This is a genomic window from Rhodococcus sovatensis (assembly GCF_037327425.1).
Taxonomy (GTDB): Bacteria; Actinomycetota; Actinomycetes; order Mycobacteriales; family Mycobacteriaceae; genus Rhodococcoides; species Rhodococcoides sovatense.
In genome coordinates this window covers 2053565-2074159 of the sequence record NZ_CP147846.1, presented here as the reverse complement: position 1 = coordinate 2074159, position 20595 = coordinate 2053565, and the positions used below count along the sequence as shown (strand labels likewise).

The 20595-nt window shown below is 56.9% G+C and carries 19 protein-coding genes; 15 read left to right on the top strand and 4 right to left on the bottom strand.

All coding sequences use genetic code 11. The features are described 5' to 3' along the window. Position 1: 1 nt before the first annotated feature. Positions 2-487 carry a hypothetical protein gene (locus tag WDS16_RS09610; protein ID WP_338892311.1) on the bottom strand — a complete coding sequence of 162 codons (486 nt, stop codon included), beginning with the start codon at positions 485-487 and terminating at the stop codon, positions 2-4. A 184-nt stretch (positions 488-671) separates the two neighbouring features. Here WDS16_RS09610 and arc point away from each other — a divergent pair, with 184 nt between their 5' ends. The 5 genes from arc to prcA all read left to right on the top strand — a co-directional run bounded on the left by arc (position 672) and on the right by prcA (position 5990). Continuing rightward, the gene (gene arc, locus WDS16_RS09605; protein ID WP_338892309.1) at positions 672-2444 is read left to right on the top strand and encodes a proteasome ATPase; all 1773 of its coding nucleotides are present in this window, start codon (positions 672-674) and stop codon (positions 2442-2444) included. Positions 2445-2549: 105 nt separating this feature from the next. Then, entirely contained in the window at positions 2550-4049 is a 1500-nt protein-coding gene (gene dop / locus WDS16_RS09600) for a depupylase/deamidase Dop (protein WP_338892308.1), read from the top strand. Positions 4050-4144: 95 nt separating this feature from the next. Beyond that, entirely contained in the window at positions 4145-4339 is a 195-nt protein-coding gene (locus WDS16_RS09595) for a ubiquitin-like protein Pup (RefSeq protein ID WP_019666269.1), read from the top strand. Further along, positions 4336-5244: a proteasome subunit beta gene (gene prcB, locus WDS16_RS09590; protein WP_422395771.1), complete on the top strand. Its 909-nt coding sequence runs from the start codon at positions 4336-4338 to the stop codon at positions 5242-5244. The genes WDS16_RS09595 and prcB overlap by 4 nt, the downstream gene beginning before the upstream one ends. After that, positions 5241-5990: a proteasome subunit alpha gene (gene prcA / locus WDS16_RS09585; RefSeq protein WP_338892300.1), complete on the top strand. Its 750-nt coding sequence runs from the start codon at positions 5241-5243 to the stop codon at positions 5988-5990. Before prcB ends, prcA begins: the two co-directional genes overlap by 4 nt. Before the next feature lie 59 nt (positions 5991-6049). Here prcA and WDS16_RS09580 read toward each other — a convergent pair whose 3' ends face one another. After that, positions 6050-7498: a bifunctional phosphatase PAP2/diacylglycerol kinase family protein gene (locus WDS16_RS09580; protein ID WP_338893315.1), complete on the bottom strand. Its 1449-nt coding sequence runs from the start codon at positions 7496-7498 to the stop codon at positions 6050-6052. Between the two features lie 107 nt (positions 7499-7605). Here WDS16_RS09580 and pafA point away from each other — a divergent pair, with 107 nt between their 5' ends. The 8 genes from pafA to WDS16_RS09540 all read left to right on the top strand — a co-directional run bounded on the left by pafA (position 7606) and on the right by WDS16_RS09540 (position 15041). Continuing rightward, positions 7606-8964: a Pup--protein ligase gene (pafA, locus tag WDS16_RS09575; protein WP_338892298.1), complete on the top strand. Its 1359-nt coding sequence runs from the start codon at positions 7606-7608 to the stop codon at positions 8962-8964. Between the two features lie 32 nt (positions 8965-8996). Continuing rightward, positions 8997-9986, top strand: coding sequence for a YafY family protein (locus WDS16_RS09570; protein ID WP_338892296.1), 990 nt, complete (start codon positions 8997-8999; stop codon positions 9984-9986). 119 nt (positions 9987-10105) lie between these two features. Beyond that, entirely contained in the window at positions 10106-10879 is a 774-nt protein-coding gene (locus tag WDS16_RS09565; protein WP_338892294.1) for a site-specific integrase, read from the top strand. A 1-nt stretch (position 10880) separates the two neighbouring features. Continuing rightward, a complete protein-coding gene (locus tag WDS16_RS09560; protein ID WP_338892292.1) occupies positions 10881-11342 on the top strand; it encodes a hypothetical protein in 462 nt (153 codons plus the stop codon). A 36-nt stretch (positions 11343-11378) separates the two neighbouring features. After that, on the top strand, positions 11379-11834 hold the full coding sequence (locus WDS16_RS09555) for an Lsr2 family DNA-binding protein (protein WP_338892290.1): 456 nt from the start codon (positions 11379-11381) through the stop codon (positions 11832-11834). 136 nt (positions 11835-11970) lie between these two features. Beyond that, complete coding sequence (locus tag WDS16_RS09550; RefSeq protein ID WP_338892288.1) at positions 11971-12279, top strand: hypothetical protein; 309 nt, start codon at positions 11971-11973, stop codon at positions 12277-12279. A gap of 293 nt (positions 12280-12572) precedes the next feature. Then, entirely contained in the window at positions 12573-13820 is a 1248-nt protein-coding gene (locus WDS16_RS09545) for a hypothetical protein (RefSeq protein ID WP_338892286.1), read from the top strand. Positions 13821-14537: 717 nt separating this feature from the next. Beyond that, positions 14538-15041, top strand: a complete 504-nt coding sequence (locus tag WDS16_RS09540; protein WP_338892284.1) for a hypothetical protein — start codon at positions 14538-14540, stop codon at positions 15039-15041. Positions 15042-15071: 30 nt separating this feature from the next. Here the strand turns inward: WDS16_RS09540 and istB are convergent, their stop codons facing one another. Beyond that, positions 15072-15875 (bottom strand): IS21-like element helper ATPase IstB, encoded by an 804-nt coding sequence (gene istB / locus WDS16_RS09535; RefSeq protein WP_338887200.1) that lies wholly within the window; start codon positions 15873-15875, stop codon positions 15072-15074. Further along, positions 15872-17503 (bottom strand): IS21 family transposase, encoded by a 1632-nt coding sequence (gene istA / locus WDS16_RS09530; protein WP_338887198.1) that lies wholly within the window; start codon positions 17501-17503, stop codon positions 15872-15874. The genes istB and istA overlap by 4 nt, the downstream gene beginning before the upstream one ends. Positions 17504-17669: 166 nt before the next feature. On the opposite strand from istA, the gene WDS16_RS09525 reads away from it, so the two are divergent. Together WDS16_RS09525 and WDS16_RS09520 are read left to right on the top strand one after the other, a co-directional pair. After that, on the top strand, positions 17670-18776 hold the full coding sequence (locus tag WDS16_RS09525; RefSeq protein WP_338892282.1) for a hypothetical protein: 1107 nt from the start codon (positions 17670-17672) through the stop codon (positions 18774-18776). A 21-nt stretch (positions 18777-18797) separates the two neighbouring features. Then, positions 18798-20549 (top strand): hypothetical protein, encoded by a 1752-nt coding sequence (locus WDS16_RS09520; RefSeq protein WP_338892280.1) that lies wholly within the window; start codon positions 18798-18800, stop codon positions 20547-20549. The last annotated feature ends 46 nt before the right edge of the window (positions 20550-20595 follow it).

The following is a 20595-nucleotide window of genomic DNA, read 5'->3' as shown; positions in this document are numbered from 1 at the left end:
GTCAGACGCAGGGAGCCTGGCCCATCGCCAGTAACTGGCATGCACTGGCGTCGGACACCTTCCAGTCGCCGTCGATCAGGACCCAGGTGTTGGGTGTCGGTGCGGCTGTCCCGCGCGGGGTCGCAATTGCGACCAGCGCAGTGGCGGTCTCGCCTTCGACCGTCGGCTCGTCGACCTGGAACGTGATCTCGCCGTAATTGGCGAGTGCGGCCGTCATCTGCTCCAGATTCGCCAGGCGAGCTTGCCCGTTCTCGATGTCGGCCGCCTTCGTCGCGGCGTCGACGTTCGGGGCGACCACAAGGGCCAAGGACTCGGTGAGTTCCTCGACGGTCGGGGCAGTCGCGTCGGCCGCAGACGCTGTCGTGGGCGCCTCGGACGTCGTCGCCGCCGAAGATTCCGAACTGTGATCGGAATCTTCTCCCGAGCTGCATCCAGCCGCGACGAGCGCGGCGGCCGCGAGCGCGACGAAAGCGGAAGATGTGCGCATTTTCACTGGTGAAGCCCCTTTTCTGTGCAGCACGTACGCATGCATTTCAGGTGAGGCTAACATGGCAAGGACGCCGGTCCTCAGGCTAACTCGCGCTAGCGAGTACCCCTGCAAGAACGTGTCCCCACGCACTTTTGCGTATGTGCCGGTAGCGTTGACAGATCGGGACTGGGAGGAGTCGCTCATGAGCTCAACAGACAATCCGGATTCGGCTGCGGCCAGAGCGGAACTCGAGGATCTACGCGCCGAGGCAGCGTCCCTACGGCGTCAACTCGGTCAACTCGGAGAACCGCCCGAGCAGGTCCGCGAGCTGGAGGCCCGCATCGACTCGTTGTCGTTGCGCAATTCCAAGTTGATGGACACGCTCAAGGAAGCCCGCCAACAGCTGATCGCGTTGCGGGAGGAAGTGGATCGGCTGGGCCAACCGCCGAGCGGCTACGGCATTCTGATGGCGGTCCACGAGGACGACACCGTCGACGTCTTCACCTCGGGGCGCAAGATGCGTTTGGCATGCTCGCCCAATATCGAAGCCGCCGTCCTCGCCCCTGGCCAGACCGTTCGGCTCAACGAGGCTCTCACCATCGTCGAGGCAGGGACGTTCGAGCAGGTCGGTGAGATCAGCACGCTGCGTGAACTTCTCGGCGATGGGACCCGCGCGCTCGTGGTGGGCCACGCCGACGAGGAACGTGTCGTGTGGTTGGCCAAGCCGCTGTACGAGATGGCCAACGACGAGGCACCGGAGGATCCCGACGAGCCGTCGCGAAGGCTGCGTCCGGGCGACTCACTCCTCGTCGACACGAAGGCGGGATATGCCTTCGAGCGTGTTCCGAAGGCCGAGGTCGAGGACCTCGTGCTCGAAGAAGTGCCCGATGTCGGCTACGAGGACATCGGTGGTCTCGGACGTCAGATCGAACAGATTCGCGACGCGGTCGAGTTGCCCTTCTTGCACAAGGACCTGTTCCGCGAGTACTCACTGCGGCCACCGAAAGGTGTTCTGCTCTACGGGCCTCCGGGATGCGGCAAAACGCTCATAGCCAAGGCGGTCGCGAATTCACTCGCGAAGAAGATCGCGGAAGCACGTGGTCAGGATGCGAAGGAAGCCAAGTCGTTCTTCCTCAACATCAAAGGCCCGGAGCTGCTCAACAAGTTCGTCGGCGAGACCGAACGTCACATTCGGATGATCTTCCAACGCGCGAGAGAGAAGGCGTCGGAAGGCACACCGGTCATCGTGTTCTTCGACGAGATGGACTCGATCTTCCGCACCCGTGGTTCCGGAGTGTCCTCGGACGTCGAAACCACGGTCGTTCCGCAGCTCCTTGCCGAGATCGATGGTGTCGAGGGGTTGGAGAACGTCATCGTGATCGGCGCGTCCAACCGCGAGGACATGATCGACCCGGCAATCCTGCGTCCCGGCAGGCTCGACGTGAAGATCAAGATCGAACGACCGGACGCCGAATCTGCTCAGGACATCTTCTCGAAGTACCTGACCGATTCTCTGCCGGTCAATGCCGACGATCTCGCCGAATTCGGTGGCGATCGTGTCGCGTGCATTCGAGCGATGATCGAGCGCGTCGTCGATCGCATGTATGCCGAGAGCGAGGACAATCGATTCCTCGAGGTCACCTATGCCAACGGTGACAAGGAGGTCTTGTACTTCAAGGACTTCAACTCGGGCGCGATGATCCAGAACATCGTCGACAGGTCGAAGAAGTATGCCATCAAGTCGGTCCTCGAGTCGGGAACTCCAGGCCTTCGTGTTCAGCACCTCTTCGATTCGATCGTGGACGAATTCGCCGAGAACGAGGACCTGCCCAATACGACGAACCCGGACGACTGGGCACGGATCTCGGGCAAGAAGGGCGAAAGAATCGTGTACATACGGACGTTGGTCACGGGGAAGAACGCGAGCGCCTCGCGCGCGATCGACACCGAATCCAACACGGGTCAGTACCTGTAATTTCGCAAACCGTTATCGCTGCCCGCGACCATCTGGATGGTCGCGGGCAGCGATGTCTCCCGCTCGGTTCGGGTCCGGCGTCGCCGATCACCTAGGCTCGGGCCTATGGAGCGCATCATCGGCATCGAGGTCGAATACGGAATTTCCTCACCGACCGAACCGACGGCCAATCCGATCCTTACATCCACCCAGGCTGTGCTCGCTTACGCGGCGGCGGCCGGCGTTCCGCGAGCGAAGCGAACGCGATGGGACTACGAGGTCGAATCGCCGCTGCGAGATGCCCGTGGTTTCGACCTGGGTCGGTTCAGCGGCCCAGCGCCGGTGATCGATGCTGACGAGGTCGGGGCGGCGAACATGATCCTCACCAACGGCGCTCGCCTCTACGTCGACCATGCGCATCCCGAGTATTCCGCCCCTGAGGTTCGGGACCCGCTCGATGCAGTCATCTGGGACAAAGCCGGTGAGCGGGTCATGGAAGCCGCCGCCCGCCACGCGTCCAGCGTGCCCGGCGCACCTCGACTGCAGCTGTACAAGAACAACGTCGATGGTAAGGGCGCCTCGTACGGCACTCACGAGAACTATCTGATGTCGCGAGCTACTCCGTTCTCGGCGGTCATCGCAGGGCTGTCGCCGTTCTTCGCCTCGCGCCAGGTGATCACTGGATCAGGCCGCGTCGGTATCGGGCAGTCCGGCGACGAGGCCGGGTTCCAGCTGTCACAGCGAGCCGACTACATCGAGGTCGAGGTGGGGCTCGAAACGACACTCAAGCGCGGGATCATCAACACGCGCGACGAACCGCACGCGGATGCAGACAAGTACCGCCGGCTGCATTGCATCATCGGCGACGCAAACCTTGCAGAGATGGCCACCTATCTCAAGGTCGGCACCACGGCTCTGGTTCTGGACATCATCGAGGCGGGCGTCGACCTGTCCGATCTGCAGCTGGCCCGACCTGTGACTGCAGTGCACCAGATCAGCCACGATCCGACACTGCGTCAGGCGGTCGCACTTGCCGACGGTCGGGAACTCACTGCCCTTGCGTTGCAGCGGATCTATCACCAGCGAGTGGCAAAGTTCGTCGCCAGCGAGGGCAAGGACGACCCCCGCGTGGCCGACATCCTGGACAAATGGGCAATGGTGCTGGATCTGTTGGAACGCGATCCGATGGAATGCGCGAACCTGCTCGACTGGCCCGCCAAGCTGCGCCTTCTCGAAGGCTTCCGCCAGCGTGAGGGTCTCGGATGGTCGGCCCCCCGGTTGCACCTGGTCGACTTGCAGTACTCGGACGTTCGCCTCGACAAGGGGTTGTACAACCGGCTGGTTGCGCGCGGCTCGATGGAGCGCCTCGTCACCGAGCAGCAGGTCCTGGACGCTGTCTCGACCCCGCCGTCGGACACACGCGCCTACTTCCGTGGTGAGGTGTTGCGCAAGTTCGGCGCCGACATCGCGGCTGCGAGTTGGGATTCGGTCATCTTCGATCTGGGAGGCGATTCCCTGGTGCGCATCCCGACGCTCGAGCCGCTCCGAGGCAGCAAAGCACACGTGGGCGCCCTCCTGGAGTCAGCCGAAACTGCAGCGGAACTGGTCGAACAACTGACGACCTGACCGATTCCGCAGTGTCTTGCCACCCCAAGAGGGAACCTAATCGGTAGGGTGAAGGTCCGAGCAGGTACTGCGAATACGTAAGGAGGTCGGCGACTATGGCTCAAGAGCAGACACGGCGCTCTGGCGGTGGCGACGGCGACGACGAGGTCCCCGGCGAGGCCGGTGGTGGTCAGGAACGTCGCGAGAAGCTGGCGGAAGAGACCGACGACCTCCTCGACGAGATCGACGACGTGCTCGAGGAAAACGCTGAAGACTTCGTCCGTGCGTACGTTCAGAAGGGCGGCCAGTGACGGTGGATCGCCCAGTGAACCCAGCTGCGGGCGATCTGTTCCCGCAATTCGGTTCGCGTCATTCTTCGTTCACCGATCATCTACGTGATCACGCACCACACCTGCTTCCGGAGAACCGTGTGACTCCGATCGACGGCTCTATGGCGGGTAGCTCGATGTCCGGTGGTAGCTCGATGTCGGACATTGCGCCGCACGGCACGACCATCGTCGCCGTGACGTACGCGGGTGGGGTCTTGATCGCCGGTGATCGGCGCGCGACGCAGGGAAACCTGATCGCGAATCGCGACATGCAGAAAGTGTTCGTGACCGACGACTTCTCGGCGGCTGGAATTGCGGGTACCGCCGGTATCGCGATCGAACTAGTCAGGTTGTTCGCCGTCGAGCTCGAACACTACGAGAAGATCGAAGGCGTGCCGTTGACGTTCAACGGCAAAGCCAACAAGTTGTCCTCGATGGTGCGCAGCAACCTGGGCGCAGCGATGCAGGGCCTGGCTGCAGTTCCTCTCCTCGTGGGCTTCGACGTCGACATCGCCGACCCCGAACGTGCCGGCAGAATCGTCTCGTACGACGTCGTCGGTGGCCGCTACGAGGAACAGTCCGGCTATCACGCAGTCGGATCCGGTTCGCTGTTCGCGAAATCGGCGATGAAGAAGTTGTACAACCCAGGTCTCGGTGAAGACGACGCACTCAGGGCTGTCGTGGAGTCGCTGTTCGATGCCGCCGACGACGACTCGGCGACGGGTGGCCCCGATGTCACTCGCGGGATCTATCCGACCGCGGTGACCATCACCAGCGTTGGCGCGAACGAGGTCGCGCAGTCACGGATTGCCGAAGCCGCACATGCGGTGATCGCGGAACGTGCAGGGGCCGCCGAACGTGCAGCGAAAGGGGGGACGGCGTCATGACCATGCCGTATTACGCATCGGCCGAGCAGATCATGCGCGACCGTTCGGAACTGGCGCGCAAGGGTATTGCTCGCGGTCGAAGTGTCATCGTGCTGTCGTATGCAGACGGCGTCCTCTTCGTCGCCGAGAATCGCTCGTCCGCGCTGCACAAGGTCAGCGAACTGTACGACCGCCTCGGTTTCGCAGCGGTAGGTAAGTACAGCGAGTTCGAGAATCTGCGCAAGGCCGGGATTCTGCATGCGGACACCAAGGGCTACACCTACGATCGCCGAGACGTGACCGGTCGTTCTCTTGCCAAGACGTACGCACAGGCGCTGGGAACGATTTTCACCGAGCAGCTCAAGCCGTACGAGGTCGAGATCTGTGTCGCCGAGGTCTCGCACTCGGACGAGCCGGTGTCGAGTCAGTTGTACCGGATCACGTACGACGGATCGATCGTCGACGAGCAGGATTTCGTCGTCATGGGTGGAACTACCGAGCCGATCGTCACCGCATTGAAGGAGTCCTACCGGGCCGGGTTGGATCTCGCAACGGCGGTCGAGGTTGCGGTTGCCGCACTGGGTGCCGGTGCGGCCCCGGCTGCGAACGGCGCGGCCGAACCCGAGAAGAAGGCTCTGGAAGTGAGTTCGCTCGAAGTTGCAGTCTTGGATCAGGCTCGTCCGCGTAGGGCTTTCCGCCGCATCGCCGGCGCGGCCTTGCGGGACATGCTCCCCGCTGAGCCGGAACCTGCACCGCCGACTGAGTAGTCAGAACACGCGACACGGGCTTTTCACGACACGGCCTTCTCACGACACGGCCTCGGCTTCTACTGTTCCCGGTAGAGGACGAGGCCGTTGTCGTCGACGCCGAACTCGAAGTTGCGACCGTCCGCTGTCACTTCGCCATCGGTGGCAAGCGCGACCTCGGGTCCGACGACGTCCACCACCAATGTGCGGACCGAGGAATGTACATAGGTCGACGATGCGCCCAGCGTGCCGGTCAACGCAGCGAAGACAAGCCTCGTGCGGGACAGGAAGGGCGTCGACGGCAGGTATCGCACGTCGAGGGTCCCTGATGCGATGGATGGCCGCGACATGGGAACTTGGTCCGCGGGAGCGTACTGACCGTTGCCGACGAAGAGCATCCACACGGACTCTTGTCGTCCGTCGAGCATGATCTCGAGCGGACGGGCATTGCCCAGCACTCGAATCATGGCGAGTGCGGCAGCCGGCCACTTTCCGATGCGGCCCTGCAACTTCTCACGAAGTCGAACCGAGTCGGGATATCCGCCGAAGGTCGCGGTATTGACGAAGGGCACCCGCTCGTTGCCGTCGACGAGAACTCGCGCGAGATCCACCTGAGCTGCGATGCCGCTCTCCACGGCGGAGGCAGTCGAGTCGATGTCGGCGACGCCTGCGTCCCGCGCGAAGTGATTGAGCGTCCCGCCGGGAAACACTGCCAGCGGCAGGTGGTGCCGCACGGCGGATTCGGCAACACTGACGATTGTCCCGTCGCCGCCGCAGACCCCCAATGCGCTGGGAGCCAACCGGTCGATGTGATCTTCGAGTTGTTCGTTGAAATCGTCTCCGGGTTCCGGTTCGAAGATCTCGGCGTTCGGGAGGCGATCGCGGATCGTCTGCGCGATCCCGTCGTCGGAACCGGAACCGGGATTGACGAGAACCAACAGTCCTCGGCCGCCAGGGAGCGCTGGGAGATCCACGCGCTTACCCAGAACGGCCGGCTCTTCGGTGCGAACCGCCCACCACCGGCGCGTCGACAGGGCAATGCCGGCTCCAAGCGCAGCACCGGCAAGAACATCTGAGGGCCAGTGAACGCCGGTGTGCACTCGCGAATAGCACACTGCTGCCGCCAGCGGCGCCAAAGCTGCTCCCGCGAGCGGTGATTCGAGTGCAACCCCGGTGGCGAACGCGGCGGCCGATGCCGAGTGCCCGGACGGGAACGAGGAGGACACCGGGGGTGAGAGCACCCTACGGACGAACGGCGTCCGCTCGAAGCCTGGGCGTATCCGCGGAAACATCGGTTTGAGAATTCCGTTGGCGAGCACACTTGCGCCTGCCACTGCCAGCAATCCCCGCACTGCACCTCTTCGGGTCGGCCCGGGACGCGCCGCAAGCAGGCCGGCTGTCGCACCCCAGAGGAAGCTGTGATCGGCGGCCTTGCTCAACCTTCGCAGGGCCGGATCGGCGATGGAGGCGTGACTTGCCGCTGTGCGATCGAAGAGTCGAACGTCCCATGCGTGGATCCGATCGGGCATGGTTCTCGGTGTCTCGGTCACCGGTCCAGCCTATGCGCCGTATCGACACAGCGTTTCTCGCCTCTCTCGAACGCTCCATCAGCGCGTATGCGTTGTACTGTCGAAGTGTGCAGCGACGAATTATGGGCATCGAGACCGAGTTCGGTGTCACGTGTACTTTTCACGGGCACAGGCGGCTGAGTCCGGACGAGGTGGCCCGCTACCTGTTCCGCAGAGTCGTGTCCTGGGGCCGAAGCTCCAACGTGTTCCTCCGCAACGGTGCACGGTTGTACCTCGACGTGGGCTCGCACCCCGAGTATGCGACGGCCGAATGTGACTCACTTCTACAGCTGGTGACTCATGATCGGGCAGGGGAGCGGGTGTTGGAGGAGTTGCTGATCGATGCCGAGCAGCGCCTCGCCGAAGAGGGTATCGGCGGTGACATCTACCTGTTCAAGAACAACACCGATTCGGCAGGAAACTCGTACGGCTGCCACGAGAATTACCTTGTTCAGCGCGCCGGCGAGTTCTCGCGAATTTCCGATGTGCTGCTGCCGTTCCTCGTCACGCGGCAGTTGATCTGTGGCGCCGGCAAGATCCTGCAGACGCCCAAGGCGGCCACGTTCTGCCTCTCTCAACGCGCGGAACACATCTGGGAAGGTGTGTCCTCGGCTACCACGCGGTCCCGGCCGATCATCAACACCCGTGACGAACCCCATGCGGATGCGGAAAAATATCGTCGTTTGCATGTCATCGTCGGCGATTCGAATATGTCCGAGACCACCACGATGCTGAAGGTCGGTACAGGCGCGCTGGTGCTGGAGATGATCGAGGCCGGCGTCTCGTTCCGAGATTTCGCGCTGGACAATCCGATCAGGGCCATCCGTGAGGTCAGCCACGACTTGACCGGGCGTCGACCGGTACGGCTTGCGGGCGGACGTCAGGCGAGCGCACTCGAAATCCAGCGCGAGTACTACTCCCGGGCAGTCGAGCACTTGAAGACGCGTGAACCCAATACACAGATCGAGCAGGTCGTCGACCTATGGGGAAGAACGCTCGACGCCGTCGAGGCTCAGGATTTCGCGAAGGTGGACACCGAGATCGACTGGGTCATCAAACGTAAGCTGTTCCAGCGCTATCAGGACCGCTACTCGATGGAGCTGTCCGATCCCAAGATCGCGCAATTGGACCTGGCGTACCACGACATCAAGCGCGGACGTGGTGTGTTCGACCTGCTGCAGCGCAAGGGTCTGGCCAAACGTATCACCGAGGACGAGCAGATCGACGAGGCCGTCGATCTGCCGCCGCAGACGACACGCGCCAAGCTGCGTGGCGAATTCATCACCGCCGCGCAGGAGGCGGGCCGTGACTTCACCGTCGACTGGGTCCATCTCAAGCTCAACGACCAGGCCCAACGGACTGTTCTGTGCAAGGACCCCTTCAGATCCGTCGACGAACGTGTGGAGCGCTTGATCGCGTCGATGTAGCCGACGCGGCGCGGACCGATAGGGTTCGTCAGGTGGCGATCACCAAAGTCGAGCGGTTGATGAACCTGGTCATCTGTCTGTTGTCGACCCGTCAGTTCGTGACGGCGGAGCGCATCAAGGACAGTGTGGCCGGATACGGCGACTCGGGGTCCGACGAAGCCTTCAGCCGGATGTTCGAGCGCGACAAGAACGAACTACGCGACTTGGGTGTCCCGCTCGAGACCGGCATCTCGGTGGGCAACGGCGGTGTCGAGGGATACCGAATCAACAGAGATGCCTACGAACTGCCCGAGATCGACCTGACACGCGAGGAGTCCGCTGCGGTTGCAGTCGCCGTCCAACTGTGGGAGTCGCCCGAGCTGACATCAGCAGCGCAGAGCGCGCTGGTAAAGCTTCGTGCAGCGGGTATCCAGGTGGATCAAGACGAATCCGCTGCGTCGGTCACCGCGGTTCCAGCCCGGACCAGGGGATCGGAGCCTGCGCTGGGAGCTCTGCTTGCCGCCGTCGACGCCGGAAGGTCGGTTCGCTTTCAGCACCGAAGCTCTGCAACGGATCCGTTCACCGTGCGGACAGTCGAGCCATGGGGAGTGGTTACCTTCCGCGGTAGGTGGTACCTCGTCGGACACGATGTCGACCGCAACGACACCAGGACCTTTCGGCTTTCCCGCATCGGCGACGACGTCGAAGCGTTCGGTCGTACGGGCACCGTGCACAAGCCGGACGACGTCGATCTGCAGTCGATCGTCGAGCGAGTGGCAGGCACGGCGGAGGTCAGCGGTACGGCGACGGTGTGGGTCGCACACGATGGCGCGGTGGAAATCAGAAGAATGGGCACGATCATCGAGGACCGAACGGTGGGTGAGCGTGGCGGTTCGGTCGTCCGGATGCCGGTTCGGTCCTGGGAATGGGTGACGCGACTGATTGCAGGTCACGGACCCGACGCACTAGTTCTCGATCCGCCCGCATTGCGCGCCGACGTCATCGCAGCGTTGCGTTCGGCAGTGTCCGAGGGAGTCCGATGAGCGCGCGGTTGTCGGTCCGGCTCGCTCGATTGCTCAACATGGTGCCGTTCTTTCTCGCCAACCCTGACACTATGTGATGTAGATCACTACCAGGATTCACGGAGACCAAAGGGGTTTCTGTGACTGTTGTGACGCTTGAGACACGATTGAAAGAAATGATGGATGCGGGGAAGCAAAAACCGCAGACCATCTGGGGCTACGAGAAGTTTCTGAAACGAATCGGTGCTGTCGACAACACGATGGACCGGTATCAAGCTGAGTCGCGTCTGTTCGCTCTGACTAGTGCGAACTGCCGTAGAAGCACGATCATCGCCTTACGGTCGGTCTGGGGCATCAAGATACCGATCCCAGCACCGACCCCACGACGCTACGAACTGCCGTCCGAGGAATCTTTGCGGTTCGTGGCAATGCAGTCCTCACATGAGACCAGAATCTTGACCATGATGTATGAGGGATTGCGGCTCGGTGAGGCAGCAGCTCTAACGGGGACACAGCTTCGCAAGGATCGGCTGTTGGTGGATCGCCAGGTCATAGAGCTAAGCATCACAGCGGATTCTGTTGGTGGACGACAGCGCATCGTTCGTATCGGTCCACCCAAATATGGAGTGGCAGAGGTGACAGTTCCCAACTGGTTGCAACCGCGCATCGAAGCATTGACTGCGACTGTTCTTCCTACGAGCATTCAAACGACATTGCAGAAGGCAAGCAAGAAAACGGGGATCAAAGTGAACCCGCATCTTCTACGTCACTGGTTGTGTACTGATCTTATTGACAAAGGTGTTCCATTACCTTTGGTTCAGAAGCAGATGAGACACAAACGACTTGAGACCACAATCGGAATCTATCACGAGTATCAAGAAGAACTACTTCACACACTCTACGACAAGGATTGACGTGAAATATCTACTGATAATAGTTGCTTTGTTGATGACTGTTGGTTGTTCTCAGAGTGAACCAAAGGCAATCGCTGTAATAGAAACTTCTGTCACCCCGCCGGAACCAGTGCAGGTGGATACCCTGATATACAAATTCATCGAAGCCGAACGCATGGATAGAGTCGAAAGCTTGCAACCACGAGGATACTTTGTTCGCGCTCGATACCGCGTAACCAATACGGGTGACCCAATCTGGGTTTCTTACCAGTACAGCCAGTTGGAAACCGACTCTGCAACTTACGAGCAGGACAACATAGCGGGATACGAAGTCGAAGGTACAGCCATGCGCTTCATGCCACAGAACGACTGGAACGAAGTAGATGTGTACTTCGACATACCGAATGACGAGCAAGCCAGACAGATCTTGATCAAAAATGGAAAGGATTCCTTACCTGCCAAGTTTGATATAGATCTAACTTAAGACTAGTCTCTGCATCACTCAACGTAAGGAAATGGAATGGCCAAGTTCGAAATCAAGAGCATCTACACGTTCACCGATGAACTGACAGGTGAGCAGGTCACGCAGGATTCGGAGCCGACAACCTTCAAGATCAAGCTGACAGGTGATGCGAAGACCTACGAGAAGGTTATGTCCGTGGAGAACGAGCAGTTTTTCCGTGACTGGCTCGACAACGATGGTGCTGACCTTGTGGGGCGGTATCAAGACAAGATCGACAAGCTCAACCGTGAGATTGCAGACTTGGTTGCCGAGAACGAGAACCTTGATGCAGCTCGAAGCAAGTCTCGTTCGAAGACCGTAAAGCGTGATCCTGAACAGCTCAAGGCCATGCGTGAGTGGTTGAACGCCAATGGCTACAAGGTGTCGGATCGTGGGCGCATTCCCGCTGACTACGAGGCCGCATACAACTCGAAGACACCTAATACGGAGGTCAAAGCAGGCGCAGACGCTTAGCAAATGTAAGCAAATGTAAGCATCTAGCCCCCATCGTTGCTGGTGGGGGCTTTGTGCTGTCTGAGAGCTTTTTGAGCGTTTGGGGGTACCTGTACCCCTTGGAGTCAAAGTTATTTCGTCTACGTTGAACCCAGCAATGCATCTTTTGATCGAAACAATGATTGAATTGCATGTAAATCTGGACAACATAAAACAATCATTCTTTGATGATAAATTGCCAAAGAAAGATATATTGCGACTATTGACTATGGGAATGCGCCGCGCTAACCTCGACTCAGGGACACTTCTTAGAGAGGCAGCTATGTGCAGTCATGAGCATTTCGAGTTCCGCGAGTTGCAGCAGTTGGGCTTTCTGGGAATGAATGCAGAAGGTCAAGTGTTGTACATATCGAAGGACGTAAGTGTCTGTCAAGGGCAGCTCTACCTGACAGAAATAGCCACATAAATTTGCTATACTAGTAAAAGAGAAACACCCACCGATGACCAGCGGAAGGATAGCTCACAGAACTTTCTTTTGATACGAGAAATAATCGAGATTTCCCCTAACTGTCTGGTCACGGTTAGGGGATTTTTCGTATCACAAAGAAAGAAGTTGAACAATTTGATTGACATTAACACAGAACAATATTTGCAAGATCAGCAGTTGTGCATAGAAGACCGCATCAAAGATTCCAGCCGATACAGCCGTTGGTTTCTCGGTGTAGATATTTCCGATACAGCAAGTGAGCGTGATTGCTCATGAGCGAAACCTTGGATGCGTGTGAGGTGTTAAACACATCAACTGACGATTGGGACTTGCCGATCAATGTACCCTCTCAACCTGAGTTCGAGAAGCAGGCTCACCAGCAGCTTCAAGAACGTTTCATCCTGCTACGACAGAGCTTCTATGACAGCTATGGACCGGGCGAAGAGATAGACCTCAAGCTACAACGTAACCATATGGCCAAGGTTGATAACCAAAAACGTCTAGCTCTCATAGATTTTCCAGAGTCCATAGAACTTATAGATGATTGGTTAGACATCTATCTCCCTGTATCTAAGATAGTCTTACCACCCGTAGACCTTGAAGAAGAAGAGGAATGTGCTACTTATATATTTCCCTTATCTACTAAGTACAACGTAAAACAGGGCGGTTTTGGCACACTTTTTTCAGAACTTTCTGAAAAAGATTTGTGGGAGTACAAATACGATCAGCCGGGGGAGGAGCCGGAACCGATCAGGATACTCAGAAAGATGTACAGGGGATTGCCTTATACTGAGATAGACGAGAATGTGTCGATGGGCTTGGAGTTCTACGCTCAGATGCTCAATGAGATTCCCGGTGGCATAGGTCCACATCTGAGACCACAGCAATACGCTCGAAGGATCTATCACAAGATTATCGACAAATACCGATGGGACAATGCCGAGAAACGAAAGGAGGTAATCATGGATTTTGTAGGTGATGAAGAACTATATCCGTCTAATCTGGTCATCAGCCAGGACATAGAACTGTTGGAGATGGTGAGCAATCTCAAGAAAACTGATGTTAAGACCATCATGGCGGCATGGAGTTGGGCAGAGAACGCACCGGAAGATGCTGTGATGCCAAAATCTCTCAGACAGCGTTTGAAGCGTTTGAATCTTGGTCAGGCACCGGAGCAGGTCACGCAGTACAACAAACCGGTTGTGGTCAGTAATACACCACGAGGGTTGCGCGGGGACCATAAGGATTATATCTACCCCGAACAGTTCCCGGTAAATATTAAGCAAGGCCGCAAGAAGATCAAGCTTGCTGTGAATCATCCGAAGCAGGTTGCAGGCTCAGATCTAGAATCAGTACCTAAGAATCAAGTTCAGCCTGAGACGCCAAGCCATGACTCAAATCTTTCAGACAGAGACAGACGCGAGTACACAAGGTGGTTCTACGACAATGGCGGGGAAGGTTTGAGTCTTGAAGACTTCATTCAGAAGTGCCATAGAGAAGCAAAAGAATTAGACTGGTAGTTTTGCTACAATTGTATTGCTACTAACGTCACTCATTGCGTTTGAAGCTCCCTAGGCCCCATGAGATCATTATGGATTTCATGGTGCCGCTCCCTTTTGATGGTATAATTGCAAGTGAGTCATTCCCATTGATTCAACTCACCGATTGGTGTTGTACTGCCTAAGTCATATCAATCACTATCAGGACCCCGACCTTTAAACTTTGTTGGTTTGCCAAGGTCGGGGTCCCTTTCTGTCTTAGCGTAAAGCAAAAGAAATATTTCCTCTTTAATGGTAAAATTGATACATAATGAATAAGAAGTGTAGTGGTTGTAAAGAAGTCAAAGAGTTCGATGCGTTCGGCATCAGCAAAGCAATGGCAGATGGACGTAATCCATACTGTCGTAGTTGTGCGCGAGAGCGAGAGAGACGTTATTACGAACGCAATGCGGACAAGATCAGAGCGCGAAGAAAAGCGTCGTATGCCAACGATGAGAACTACAGAAATCGTTCACGCCAATATACTAAGGACTACTACCAGAAGCATCGTGACGAGATCCTTGCGAAAGCAGCTCGTAAAAAAGCGGGGGCAAAGAAATAGTGCCTTACATTTTGACAGAAAAATATACATGTAAAGAACATGATAATAATGAAGAAGAAGATTGCACGTGCAAGACCAAAAAACTATGGCTCAGGCAGTGGGATCTAGAAAATTATGAAGGAGACAATGAAAACTAAATGGCTTTAGTTGACGACATCAATGCATTGCCCGATGCAGTAACAGAGGGACAATCAGGGCACAGAACATATCACGGAACGATTCATCAGGGTTTGAAGAATCATGAATCACGATTGACAGCAGAAGAGGCACGATCATATTCATGGTCTCAGATCACCGGTAAACCATCGACCTTTGCTCCATCAGCACATACGCACACAATCGCAGACATCACTTCATTGCAGACCACATTGGATGGCAAAGCCAACACTTCTCACACTCACAGCATTGCCAATGTGACTTCACTTCAAGCAGCTCTTGATGCTAAAGCGTTGGATTCGGCAGCGGTGCACAAGACTGGCAATGAAACGGTGGATGGTGTGAAGACCTTCACCACTTCTCCACGATTGACGACATCGAGCACCAGCGGTTACGTATGGTCAGCAACAGGAACAGATGGTTCAGGGTCATGGGTGTCACCAAGCACAGCAGGTGTCGCTTGCCAGGTTGATGGGACCACCTGATTGCCAGAGGGTAGGGACCACCGTGGCGCGTTATTGAGGATGCGTGTTGTCGGTGTTTTCGTCAACTGTTCCGGGGCGGGTGCGTTGGCGGTAGGACGGTCCTTCGATGATGAGGGTGTGCGCAGCGGAGGTCAGTCGGTCGATGGCTGACTGGGCGAGGAGGGTGTCGGCGGTCATGGTCAGCCACTCTGATGGCTCGCGGTTCGAGGTGACGATCGTGGTTTTCTTCCGGTGGCGCTCGACGATCAGTTCGTAGAAGTCGCTGGTCTCGGTGGCGTCGAGTGGTCGCAGCGCGAAGTCGTCGATGATCAGGACTTCGATTGCGGTCAGTCGCCGGATTTCGGCGTCGACGGTGTTGTCGAGTCGCGCTGCTCGTAGCCTGGTGAACAGTTTGTCCGATCGAGCGAACAGCACACTGTGTCGTCTTCGGATTGCCATGTGTCCCAATGCTGTTGCCAGATGAGTTTTGCCGACCCCGACCGGCCCGAGGATGATCGCGGACTGGTGGGCATCGAGAAAGCGCAGTGACGTCAGATCGCCGAGCAGTGTCCGGTCGTACCGGAGATCGTCGAGTGCGTTCCAGGAATCGAAGGCCATCGCCGGATCGAGCCCCGCCTTGGTCGCCCGTAGCATCGCCGAACGGGAGTCGCGGCGATTCACTTCGTCGGCAAGGAGTACTTCGAGGAATCCGATGTGACTGAGCTTGTGTTGGCGGGCCAGAGCAGCGCGTTCGGGCAAGGTGTCGGCGAGCGCGCCGAGTTTGAGGGCTTTGAGTAGTCGGACGAGGTCGGTGCCGACCGGTTCGGTCGTGCCTGCGGTGCGAGTGGTGGTCATGGGCGTCCCTCCGAAGGTGCGGTGCTGCCGTCTACGACGGACAGTGAAGTGGTTGCAGTAGAACGAAATTCGGTTGGATCGCGGGAGAACCGCGTTGATGATTGTCCGACTGCTTTCGGTAGATCCGGCGTGGTGGATTCGGTGGCGCGCTCGAGCATCGAGGCGATCTTGGTGACGGAGACGACATCGAGATCGAGCGAAAGCGCGCAGGCCTGTTCCACCCGTTCGGCTCCGTAGCGGCGGACCAGTCCTTGAAGTCGGTAGACACTGCGGATCCTCGTCCACGGCAGTGGGTCATCGAGTATTCGTTCGGCGTAGATGCCGATGTTCGGCCCGTGTGAGGTGCATTTCGCGATGAGTGAGGCGACATCGCGCAAGGCGTAGTCGGTTTTGTGTTCGGGGAGATCGTCGCGGTCGGTACTGCGGCCACCTGGAGGCTGACGGGGGTGAATCTTGACCAGGGTGCCGCGGTGATAGAACTTCACCAGTTCGGTGTCCGCGCGCACCGACAAGGTCGATCCGATCCACTGCTGCGGCAGCGAATACAACGCGCGTGCGACTTCGGCGTGGAAATCGCGGTGGACCTTGACGTCCTTGAAGATCGGCACGTCGTAGACCGCCGGAACCGGCAGCAATACCGGCAGTTCAAAGTCCTCGAACACTTCCAGCGGCCGTGCACAGGTCGTGCCGTGAATGCGCATGCCCGCGGTGCTGGCGCACCAGCGGACCACCGCCTCCTGCGCTTGCGCGAGGCTGGTGAATCGTTCACCGGCCCAGAAGTTACCGCGCACGTATTGCACGGTGCGTTCGACCCTCGGTTTGTCCTTCGGCGACCGGACCCGCGCTGGATCGGTAATGAACCCGACATGATTGCTGTAGTCGAGCCAGCCATCGGTGAATCGCGGAGTGATCGGGTCCGCCTCGTTGACAACGGGTTTGAGGTTGTCCGGGATCAGGACCGCGAAGACTCCGCCGAAGAACTTCCACGCTGCTTCGCAGCCGGCGATCACCGCCACCAACGTCTGCGAGTACGTCAACCACACGAACATGTGCCGGCTGTAGACCGCGGTGAAAATCAGGGCGTGGACCTTGCGAGCGCGACCGTCCTCGGGGTCTGTGAGCATCCCCAGGTAGCCGAAGTCGACCTGGCATTCGATCCCCGGGTCACCGTCGACGACGCGGACCGTCAGGTTCTTGCGGCCGAAACCGCACCGCTCGGTGGCGAAGCGGTGCAACGTCCGATACGGCACCACGCAGCCCTTACGGGCAAGCAGCACTTCGATTTTGGTGATAGTGAGCGGCTTCTGTTCACCATCGCCTGCCACCCACTTGGTGATCTGCTCTTCATGGGGCACGAGCTGCTCCCATGCCGCGCCGTGACCGTGCGGTCGGTCGGGACGGACAGCATCGACGACCGCGGCGATGAGATCATCGTTCACCGCAGCGGCAGTGTCGGTTCTCTTGAGGCCACCTCCTTGGGCTGCCTCGACGTACCGACGGACGGTCTTACGGTCCACCCCGGCATGCTCGGCGATCTTGCGTGAACCGGGAGCCGGCAATGCTGGCGTCCCGAGCCACAACCGCAGTACTTCTCTGATTTCGTTCACACTGATCTCCCGAAAAGCCATGCTCACCGACCTCCGTGACGTGCTTGGTGCTGTCACAGACGATCGAACGAGCAAACGACGAGACCACCGGCAAGGCGCGCCGGTGGTCCCATAACTGGCAATCCAGGTGGTCCCATCACCCTGGCAAAATCAGGTCAAGCTGGTCCCATGCTCATGGCAGACGACAATGGGTTTCTTCGATGCAGGAAAGATGGATGGTTTCACACAAGGGCTTTCAACTCTCATGCAAAGTCTGGGTGGTGCTGACTGGTCACAAGTAACCGAAGGTCTATCAGGTGCTGCATCAGCATTCGGTCAGTTCTTAGGTTCTATTGATGGTCAAGCGGTTGCCGATGGTATCCAAGGAATCACAGGTGCATTGACTGATCTGACATCGGTTGCTACTGGTGTCAGTGAAGCTTTCAATGTTGTCAATGATGGTTTGAAGAATCTGTCATCGATGGGTGGCAAAGAGGGTAGAGGTCTTATGGACTTCCTCTCAACTGGTTTGGGTTTCAACAACCAGGCTATTCAGGATTCATGGACAGCAGCATTGGATGGTTTATCCGGGGGTGCAGCTCAAGAAATTCCAGTCAAGATAAAGCCTGAGTTCGACAGTGAAGGAATGACTGATCTTCTAGCGCCAGGGCAAGAAATTGTTGTTCCGGTCAGACCTGAAATTCAGGGTGAGATGGCAGCTTTGCCACCAGCACCGTTGCCTATCGATCTGTTGCCACCAGCAGCTCCACCAGAGTTACCTGCTGCAACGTTGGAAACATTGCTCAATCCTCCAGCAGCAGCACCAGCTATGCCACCAGCAACATTGGAAACAATGCTCTTACCACCAGCAGCACCAGTTATTCCACCTGTTGAACTAACGGCAGGTCCGATTGCTCCACCTGCTCCACCACCACCTGTACCTGTTGACATTCAGGTTGCAGACGGTCAGATCACCGTTCCACCACCACCACCAATTCCGGTGACATTCGATGTCACTCAGCCCACATTGAATCTATCGGTTCCACCAGTACCGATCACTTTCAATGTGTCGTTGCCGCAGATCAGCATTCCACCGGTGGAAGCAAATGCGTTCGTAACTGTCTCAAGCAATGCTTCTCAGGTTGCAGCAGAGATATCTTCTTTGGGTTCACCGACCAATAGCACTCATACCGTCAACAGCAATGTTGCAGATGTTGTCGGTGAGATCAACTCATTGAATGGCCAGAACACATCAAGCACACACACAATCAATGTGGTTCAAGTTGGTGCAACAGGACCAGGAGCACCACGATAATAATGGAAGAAGGTTATACACATGGTTAGACCTATCAATGGTTTCAATAGCACGAAAGTTCAGATCGAGTCATCGAAGACCGATGTTGCGGTACCCAATGGGATTGCGATTAGTAATGGTATCTATGACAAACCTCTGTCTTACGATTTGCCGCCGACTACCACAGTGCCGATGCAGATGAACAAGTCTGGTAACCAGTCATGCGCTAATAAGACGTGGGTTGATGTGACTGGCTTTGTAGCTGATGGAGCGTTTCCCGGTACAGTCATTGTCAATAACTCGCTGGTTGTATCGGAAGCACAGCGTGCCAATATCTCTGTGTGGCTCAAGTTCAACAAGCAATCGGGAATGATTGCCGAGCATATTGCTCAAGGTCGAATCTTGGTCAATGGGGAAGTGGTGCGCGAGACAACCAAAGAGTCTATTAATTTCACAGGTCAAGTGTTCTCGATGGGACACACTATGGACTTGAAACCAGGTGATTCCATTCGTGTTCAGGTCTGGACTAACTTTTTCACGTTGAATTTCAGTACCTTGCAGTACATCTTCTATGCGGGAACATTGCTTGCTACAGGTTCCTATGTAGGGTTTTCACGTGCCAAGCCGGGTGCAGTGGACTTTCACAATGATCTTGCTTTTGCTAATGATTCCAAGACTGTGGAAACTGGTGGTGCGGTCTATGTGATGCCAGAAGGTTTGAAGAAGACTCTACCGATTTACAAGGTTACTCAGAGCAACAACTTTATTACAACTTACAATGCAGCAACCATTGGCCCGATCATTGCTCAGAGCAAGACACCGTATCCGGTTGAAGAGGGAATGCTGGTCAACTTCGGCGGTACCTTCTATGTCCGTAGAACCGGCACAGCAGAGAAGACCGAAGATGATGCGTATACAGGCATGAAGGTCAGATTTGCTTTGTGGGGGCATGGGGAGAAAGGTAACGAATACGGGGGAGAAGATGTCGACGTTGAACTCATGTTCTATGAAGCAGAGTTGCAGCCTAGCGGTAACTTGACCAGAACGATGATGACCTACACCATCCCTGCTATGACTGACTTTGTCATTCCTGCTGACATAACGCAGGTCTACTTTGCTGCATCATTGAAGCAATCTGTAAGCGATGAGTATGCAAGCGGTACGTTCGACAACTATGAACGAGGTGGATTGCAGGCTAGATACTTCGGTACATCATTGACCGATCCATTCTATGTGAAGATCGAACAGCCAACAGCGGAGAATAACACCTATAGGCATCCTTTGAGTACAACAGGCGTAGCTTTCAAGAATCGCACATATTTTGACAACATGACACTTCCCAAAGCTTTGACGTTCTTCGGCAATGACTCATCGGTTGCATTGAACATCTACAAGTCAACCAATCATGTTCGTGGTGCTTTGATCGGTACCTTCAATGCAGCAGCAGGTGAACGAAAGACCGTTGTCATTGAATCCGATACAGGTCAGATAGAACTTGCATCATCGAATGCATATTGGGTGGAACGCTGTGCACCTATCGAGTATGACAGCCTCAATGAGACGCAAACGTCATTGGATTTGGTGCAATGGCAGGACATCAGTGATCCATTGAGCGGCATCATCGCCACACGAGAAGAGTATGCGATTGGCAAGATGCAACTCAAGTTTGTTTCGGATGAACTTGGCAACGGTGATCTCTTGGTTCCGGGCAAGAGGGTGAGAATGCTCATCAATCATTATGGCAACAATCGTTTGCCTGCCGATGGCTATGCGGACTTGGCGTGTCCCCGGTGAACGGGGCCATCTCGTTTTAGAGTCTTGTTGCCCCTGAAGTGGGCGG

Bases quoted from the DNA above. Each gene is read 5' to 3' on its own strand.
- prcA (WP_338892300.1), top strand. From the start codon at position 5,241: ATGACCATGCCGTATTACGCATCGGCCGAGCAGATCATGCGCGACCGT.
- WDS16_RS09525 (WP_338892282.1), top strand. From the start codon at position 17,670: ATGGGTTTCTTCGATGCAGGAAAGATGGATGGTTTCACACAAGGGCTT.
- dop (WP_338892308.1), top strand. From the start codon at position 2,550: ATGGAGCGCATCATCGGCATCGAGGTCGAATACGGAATTTCCTCACCG.
- WDS16_RS09595 (WP_019666269.1), top strand. From the start codon at position 4,145: ATGGCTCAAGAGCAGACACGGCGCTCTGGCGGTGGCGACGGCGACGAC.
- istA (WP_338887198.1), bottom strand. From the start codon at position 17,503: ATGGCTTTTCGGGAGATCAGTGTGAACGAAATCAGAGAAGTACTGCGG.
- WDS16_RS09545 (WP_338892286.1), top strand. From the start codon at position 12,573: ATGAGCGAAACCTTGGATGCGTGTGAGGTGTTAAACACATCAACTGAC.
- WDS16_RS09520 (WP_338892280.1), top strand. From the start codon at position 18,798: ATGGTTAGACCTATCAATGGTTTCAATAGCACGAAAGTTCAGATCGAG.
- istB (WP_338887200.1), bottom strand. From the start codon at position 15,875: ATGACCACCACTCGCACCGCAGGCACGACCGAACCGGTCGGCACCGAC.
- arc (WP_338892309.1), top strand. From the start codon at position 672: ATGAGCTCAACAGACAATCCGGATTCGGCTGCGGCCAGAGCGGAACTC.
- WDS16_RS09580 (WP_338893315.1), bottom strand. From the start codon at position 7,498: ATGCCCGATCGGATCCACGCATGGGACGTTCGACTCTTCGATCGCACA.
- WDS16_RS09550 (WP_338892288.1), top strand. From the start codon at position 11,971: ATGCATCTTTTGATCGAAACAATGATTGAATTGCATGTAAATCTGGAC.
- WDS16_RS09555 (WP_338892290.1), top strand. From the start codon at position 11,379: ATGGCCAAGTTCGAAATCAAGAGCATCTACACGTTCACCGATGAACTG.
- WDS16_RS09540 (WP_338892284.1), top strand. From the start codon at position 14,538: ATGGCTTTAGTTGACGACATCAATGCATTGCCCGATGCAGTAACAGAG.
- WDS16_RS09610 (WP_338892311.1), bottom strand. From the start codon at position 487: ATGCGCACATCTTCCGCTTTCGTCGCGCTCGCGGCCGCCGCGCTCGTC.